This window comes from Thermosynechococcus sp. OHK43 (assembly GCF_014466085.1).
Taxonomy (GTDB): Bacteria; Cyanobacteriota; Cyanobacteriia; order Thermosynechococcales; family Thermosynechococcaceae; genus Thermosynechococcus.
In genome coordinates this window covers 1-4,218 of sequence record NZ_JACOMP010000208.1, presented here as the reverse complement: position 1 = coordinate 4,218, position 4,218 = coordinate 1, and the positions used below count along the sequence as shown (strand labels likewise).

Sequence of the window (4,218 nt, the reverse complement as noted above, 5' to 3'; positions counted from 1 at the left end):
TGCTGGTCCGAGTGGGGTGGAATTGGCCTGTTAACTGGCGGGGCGACTGGGGAGCCGAGGTCGCATTCGGCTGGTGGATCGCAACACAGAGATCCTGAAGTCCTCCCCTGAATTTAATCGCAAGGCGGCCCGCCGTGCCCTCGAAGATCGTGGCGTTTGGATTGATCTAGAGACCACGCCAGTTGCTGTAACTAGCGATCGCATTTCGCTGCAATACAAAGACCGGGTGGACGAGTTGCCCGTGGACATTGTTCTTTGGACCGTTGGCACAGCCGTTTCGCCGGTGATTGCGGCCCTTGATTTGCCCAAAACTGCCACCGGTCGGCTCCAGGTGGCGCCCACACTGCAAGTGGTTGATCACCCCGATACTTTTGCCCTTGGGGATGCGGCGGATGCGGTGGATGAACAGGGACAACCCATTCCCCATACGGCACAGGCGGCTTTTCAGCAGGCGGACTATGCTGCTTGGAACCTTTGGGCCAGTCTCAGCGATCGCCCGCTACTTCCCTGTCGTTACTCCCACCTGGGCGAAATGCTCACCCTCGGCCGCGATCGCGCTGCATTGGCCGGCCTAGGACTGACCCTTGATGGCCCCCTCGCCTACTTGGCGCGGCGACTGGCCTACCTCTACCGCATGCCCACCCTCGAACATCAACTGAAGGTGGGGTTGAACTGGCTGGCCAAGCCCTTTTTGGATCTCCTGACCACCATCGCTAGTTAGCACCAGTGCGCATTCTGGGCCTCGACCCCGGCCTAGCTACCCTTGGCTATGGGTGTATTGAGGTGCACAGGGACACCTGCCAAGTGTGGGATTTTGGTGTAATTACTACCTCTGCCGATCTGCCTACGGGCGATCGCCTCCAAAGTCTCTATAACGATCTGCACACGCTAATTCCCACCCTCCAGCCAGATGTAGTGGCTTTGGAGCGGCTCTTTTTCTACAAAATGAGCCATACCATTGGGGTTGCCCAAGCACGGGGGGTAATTCTTTTGGTCCTGAGCCAATTGCACTGTCCACTGCTAGAACTCACGCCCCCCCAAGTGAAGCAAGCCCTCACCGGCTATGGCAATGCCAGCAAAATAGAGGTGCAGCAGGCGGTGCAACGGGAACTCCATCTCAGCACCCTGCCCCAGCCCGATGATGCCGCTGATGCCCTAGCGATCGCCCTCACGGCCAGTCGTCACTGCGGCCACATCGACGGTTGACCAAGCCACTGCCACTGCTTCACTAAGCCATTGGCGCGTTTTTTGATCCAGTAGATCATCCTCTGCAAGTACCCATTCCTGAACCTGCGCCAGACTGTGGCCCTGGGCACGGCAAATCGTAATCACGCCGGCGATCGCTGATGCCACTAGATCACCATTGACGGGTTGCTGGCTGAGGGCTGTCATTTCTTCGAGCGTGCGAGGAATGGGATAATGCATAGGGCAACAGGGCAATTCTGAGAAATCGTAAACTCTCTTAACTCTTAAACTGTTTAGTACAGTGAAGTTTACGCCAAATTGTGCCGTTGTCAAGCTTCTTAGTGGACTTCATCAAGCAAAATGCAACAACTGTTATACCTTGAGGTACCCACTCCCCATACCGCAGCGGTCATTCACTGGCTGCACCACACTTTTGCGCCCCCCATGGGCACCATTGCGCCAAAACCCACTGGGGGATGTTGGCAGGTTCCCGAAACCGCAACGGAACTCGCCATTTTCCTGTGGAGCTTACAGCGAACTACATACCTCAAGGTGATGCGCTGGGGAGAGCGGCCTTTCCCCCAAGAGCGCGCCTGTCTCCAGCACCTTCAGCGGGAGCTGCGTTTGGCCTTCCCCCTCCAGGCCGAGGAGCCGCCCCCTTGGCCGGCTGGTCAGAGCATTTTTGAGGCCTTGGCCGATCGCTATCCCCTGACGGTGAAATACTTTCAACGTATGCCCCAAGGTGAGGCGGATCTAGAGCGCGTCTATTGGTGGGAGCAACGCTGGCGCCAAGGTCTCCAACAGCCTACCCCCCCTGTCCCTGTTGTGCACAGGGTAACAACCCCCTGTGATCCCCCTACCTATGACCTGGTTTATGTGGGTGGTGCTTTGGGGGTTGTCCATGCGGCGGTGATGGCGCGGTTGGGCTATCGGGTTCTGCTGATGGAGCGGTTGCCCTTTGGCCGCATGAATCGGGAGTGGAATATCTCCCGCCTGGAATTTCAGAGCCTGATTGATCTGGGGCTATTTACCGCCGCGGAGTTTGAAAGCCTGATTGCCCGCGAGTACCGTGATGGCTTTAACAAGTTCTTTGATGCCACCAGCCCTATCCATTGTCGGGCACCGGTACTGCACACCCCAACCGTTCTTAACATTGCCCTCGACTCGGCCAAATTCCTGCATCTGTGCGGTGAGAAACTGCGCCAAGCGGGCGGTGAGATTTGGGATTGGACAGAATTTAAAACAGCCACAATTCATCCCAATGGTGTGGTTTTGCAAACCCAGCACCGCCAAACCCAAGAACAGCGACAGGCGATCGCTCGCCTCCTCATTGATGCCATGGGTACTGCCTCGCCAATTGCCCGGCAACTGAACGGCGGTCGTGCCTATGATAGTGTTTGTCCAACGGTGGGGGCGATTGTTAAGGGTATTGCTCCGGAAGTGTGGGACGGGGATTATGGCGATGTGCTCTTTAGCCACGGCGATATTTCGCGAGGACGGCAACTCATTTGGGAGCTGTTTCCGGGGTCAGGCGAAGAGCGCACCATTTACCTGTTTCACTACCACCACATCCACCGCGAGTTTCCCGGCTCTCTCCTAGAACTCTACGAAGACTTCTTTACAATCTTGCCAGAGTACCGCCGCTGCGATTTAGATCAACTGACTTGGGTAAAGCCGACATTTGGTTACATCCCCGGCTACTTTAGCCACCACCGGAGCGATCGCGCCGTGGCATTTGATCGCGTCTTGGCCATTGGCGATGCCGCCTCACTGCAATCTCCTTTAGTATTCACCGGTTTTGGCTCGCTGGTGCGCAACCTGCCACGCTTGACGGATCTGCTGGATACTGCCCTGCGTCATGACCTTGTGCAACAGCCCTTCCTCAACCAAATTCGCGCCTATCAGAGCAATACCGCGGTGACGTGGCTCTTTTCACGGGGAATGATGGTGCCCAGCGATCGCCCCCTGCCCCCCGAGCGGGTCAATGCCATGCTCAACACCTTTTTTGGCATTCTTGGGCAGGAATCTCCGGAATTGGCCGATCGCTTTATCAAAGACCGTGCCGGTTGGCTACCCTTTAACCGCATGGCGCTGCGAGCTGCCTGGCAAAATCCCGGTCTCCTCTGGTGGATCTACGAAATGGTGGGGCTTTGGGATCTGCTGCGCTGGCTGCAAAGCTACCTCAGTTTTAGCTTGGATGCCCTGTACCATGCCCTCTTTGGGTTCTGGCTGCCCCCCTTGATCCGCCGTTGTCAGCCCTGGCTGGAGCCCCTGGCGCCGCAGTTGTGGTTTTGGCTTTTGGTACAAAGCTATGCCCTGACTTACTCTGTGGGGCAACCCCGCTTTGATCGTTCTTTGACACTGCTGCCAACCCCTAGAGTTGATCAAGCCGTTTCCCCTCGCTAACTTTGAGAACAGCGGTGTTGCGGAGACAACCACGGTGAATGCAGCAGAGCAGGCAGTGACGGTGCAAATGGCTAGCAAATTGGGGGCGATCGTCCATCTCTTCAAGCAGTGCAATCCGGATCTGCAGGCAGACCTGCACCCTTGGGCCGATGACCCCCACACCCGCAACTTGGTGGATCCCGATTCAATTGACATTGGCTTTCACCTGCCCGGTTGGAGTCGCCGCTGGCAAGCCCGCAGTTTGCTCCTGCAAATCCGCCTCTATGGTGAGCCAGACTCTCCCCAACGGCGGGCCATTGGCCTAGAGATTGTGGGGTTTAGCTATATGAGTAAGCAGTGGCGCTTCAGCAGTATTGGTCAGGGGGTTTTTAGTGGCAACAATCTGCCCACTGAAGATCTGCAAAACCAACTGCGCGCCATTAGCCACGAGATTCTTGCTGTTCTAAATAGCTGACTTTTTTCAGGAATATCTGGCAACGGTGCATTCAATCCTCTCCTTTTGGCTAGGAACACTGGCTGCCCGATTTCCGATGGCAGACCCCATTGGTGCCATTCCCAGCACCCCCATGGCAAAACCTCCCCCCCATACCACAAGCTAAGCAAATAGCCCTCAATGCTGTTTTGGTA

The 4,218-nt window shown here is 56.4% G+C and carries 4 protein-coding genes and 1 pseudogene; 4 read left to right on the top strand and 1 reads right to left on the bottom strand.

What is annotated here, in order from left to right:
* A pseudogene (locus tag H8Q75_RS08865) lies at window positions 1-721 on the top strand (FAD-dependent oxidoreductase); the annotation flags it as partial.
* 5 nt (window positions 722-726) lie between these two features.
* Window positions 727-1,206, top strand: coding sequence for a crossover junction endodeoxyribonuclease RuvC (gene ruvC / locus H8Q75_RS08860; protein ID WP_297041177.1), 480 nt, complete (start codon window positions 727-729; stop codon window positions 1,204-1,206).
* Here ruvC and H8Q75_RS08855 read toward each other — a convergent pair.
* Window positions 1,156-1,425: a hypothetical protein gene (locus H8Q75_RS08855; RefSeq protein ID WP_024124356.1), complete on the bottom strand. Its 270-nt coding sequence runs from the start codon at window positions 1,423-1,425 to the stop codon at window positions 1,156-1,158. The two genes, ruvC and H8Q75_RS08855, sit on opposite strands and share 51 nt — an antisense overlap.
* A gap of 120 nt (window positions 1,426-1,545) precedes the next feature.
* On the opposite strand from H8Q75_RS08855, the gene H8Q75_RS08850 reads away from it, so the two are divergent.
* Window positions 1,546-3,591 (top strand): flavin-dependent dehydrogenase, encoded by a 2,046-nt coding sequence (locus H8Q75_RS08850; RefSeq protein WP_297041176.1) that lies wholly within the window; start codon window positions 1,546-1,548, stop codon window positions 3,589-3,591.
* Entirely contained in the window at window positions 3,566-4,045 is a 480-nt protein-coding gene (locus H8Q75_RS08845; RefSeq protein ID WP_255325302.1) for a hypothetical protein, read from the top strand. The genes H8Q75_RS08850 and H8Q75_RS08845 overlap by 26 nt, the downstream gene beginning before the upstream one ends.
* Window positions 4,046-4,218 lie beyond the last annotated feature (173 nt).

What these genes read in the sequence shown, in the direction of transcription:
- H8Q75_RS08855 (WP_024124356.1), bottom strand. Translation starts at nt 1,425, where the DNA reads ATGCATTATCCCATTCCTCGCACGCTCGAAGAAATGACAGCCCTCAGC.
- H8Q75_RS08850 (WP_297041176.1), top strand. Translation starts at nt 1,546, where the DNA reads ATGCAACAACTGTTATACCTTGAGGTACCCACTCCCCATACCGCAGCG.